Here is a 2142-nt window from a genome sequence, read left to right as displayed (position 1 = left end):
CAACCGGGTACTGGTTAACAAGAATGGTGGCGTAGAAGAAATCAACCATTATTATCCATTCGGAGGCGTTTTTGCAAGTGAGGAGAATGTGCAGCCTTATAAGTATAATGGTAAGGAACTGGATACTAAGAAGGGGCTGAACTGGTATGATTATGGGGTAAGACGGTATGATGCGGTGCTGGGAAGATTTACGACGACAGATAGGTTTGCTGAGAAGTATTATTCGATGTCATCGTATCAGTATGGAGGAAATAATCCAGTTGGTAATATTGATGTGAATGGAGATAGTATAGTCATTAGCCCTAATCCCAATGGATTAATTGATCATATAAAATCGAGATTTGGTTACGATACAAAGTTTCAAAAAACGGTAAAAGCTGATTTAGCACAATTGAAGAAAGATGATAAAACTGTTGCTCAAATAATTTTAAAATTAGAGGACAGTGAAAATATTCATCAAATTACAATGGTGGAGGATAGAAGAAAAGGTAACTTAACAGAAGTTGATAAAGAGAAAGCTGCCAAGGGAATTTCACAAGGCACTACTGTTAGATACGATCCCTATACTCAAATAGAACCTAGCGGAGAGAAAAGAACTCCGAGGGTAGGACTAAGTCATGAGTTGCAACATTCTTATGATGCAGATCAAGGAACAATGACTAGGGAAATAACAGTGAATGGTGTCTTGTTGATTGAAGTACGTGCAATCAATACAGAAAATAAAATAAGAATGAAAACAGGAGATCCTAAAAGAACTAAATATGGAAGAAGAGAAGTGCCTAAAACACTATTGGAGTAAAATTATTCTAATTACTGGAATTGCCTTTATTCTTACTGCATGTATGTATATAAATAGGAAACCCAAAGAACAACATGCAAAAGAAAATGGTAATGAGCCTTATAAAGCTCTAAGTGTAAAATACCAAGATTCTATTTATCGTATGGTATTAAGATCAAATGACATTGTCTTAGAAATGAAATATCCAGATGAATTTTCACGAACTTTAAAAGATTCAGGAGTTTTAAATATTGATAGTGTAACTTTTTATGAATTAAGAAAAGATATAGTAACACCTCAACCTCTAATAGATTCTATCTATAAAGGAAATGTTGATACTCTACTTTCTCACTTTTTTGATGATAATGGTTTTATTGCCTTTGAATTATCATATGATGAAGAAAAATACCTAATTGATATTTTATATCAAAATAAAATTCTTGTAAATGTTGCTTGTGAATCAGGATATTTATATATTGACAACTGATCTCGTTCGATTGGATATTCTATTCGATTGTATCAAGTCTTAGAATTTTTAATCTGCAAATTTTACATATCCCTGACCTTTACTATAAATAATTAGTCTGGTCAGGGGTTATTTCTTAGTGATTTTTTGACTTAAAAGCTTACTCTAATGTCAAAACGATTAGGATATGATTATTAAATGTTTATTATTACACATCTTTTTCTTTATAATTCCCACGATATGTATGTCGCAGGCGGTTGTCAGCCGTTATGTAGAGGATGTAGATGGTCGTCCTGTTGATAGGTTGCTGGATGATGGGAAAACAGTAGAATATATAACATTAGAAGGTCAAAAAGTCATAGCTTATATTGCACATGGTGTGGAATTCAATGCAGGAAAGGATTCATTGGATAACTATGTGAAAAGATTCTATTACAATCAAGAAGGATATGATAACGTTGAACTAAATCAACGTATAGTATTCTCTATTTTATTCGACAAGAATTTAAATATAATAGAAGTACGACAGTTGCCTCCTCATTTTTTGAGAAAGGAAGAATGTTACAAGAAGTTATTTATAGATATTCTGAATAATACTACCGGAATGTGGCATAAGACTATTGAACATAAAGAATGGTATGTGTATTGGTATGTTACTCGTCTTTTCTAACTTTCTCGTTGCAGCGGGTGTTTCTACGAAAAGAATATTATTCGGCTGTTTTAATTTTCTAATCTAAATTTGCCCTGTCTCTGCATGTAGAGATAGGGCAAATCTTATTATTCTTTTGTGCATATAAATATTATTTAAAATTATTAGATTACATCCCTTCCACATCTTAAAACAACTTTAAACTTAAGGATAGAGTAAAATTACATAATGAATATGCTTATGATGCCA

Annotated in this window: 3 protein-coding genes; all 3 read left to right on the top strand. The window is 32.2% G+C overall.

Going from position 1 to position 2142, the window contains the following annotated elements; translation table 11 throughout:
- Nucleotides 1-799 (top strand): RHS repeat-associated core domain-containing protein (locus tag BWI44_RS07835; RefSeq protein WP_286812859.1); only part of this gene is annotated, 799 nt, incomplete at its 5' end.
- A complete protein-coding gene (locus tag BWI44_RS07830) occupies nt 762-1265 on the top strand; it encodes a hypothetical protein (RefSeq protein WP_138291972.1) in 504 nt (167 codons plus the stop codon). The genes BWI44_RS07835 and BWI44_RS07830, both read left to right, overlap by 38 nt.
- Before the next feature lie 166 nt (nt 1266-1431).
- On the top strand, nt 1432-1914 hold the full coding sequence (locus BWI44_RS07825; RefSeq protein WP_138291973.1) for a hypothetical protein: 483 nt from the start codon (nt 1432-1434) through the stop codon (nt 1912-1914).
- Nucleotides 1915-2142: the final 228 nt, after the last annotated feature.

This window comes from Bacteroides sp. Phil13 (assembly GCF_001940965.1).
In the GTDB taxonomy this organism is placed as follows: Bacteria; Bacteroidota; Bacteroidia; order Bacteroidales; family Bacteroidaceae; genus Bacteroides; species Bacteroides intestinalis.
This window is presented reverse-complemented; position numbering and strand designations above follow the sequence as displayed.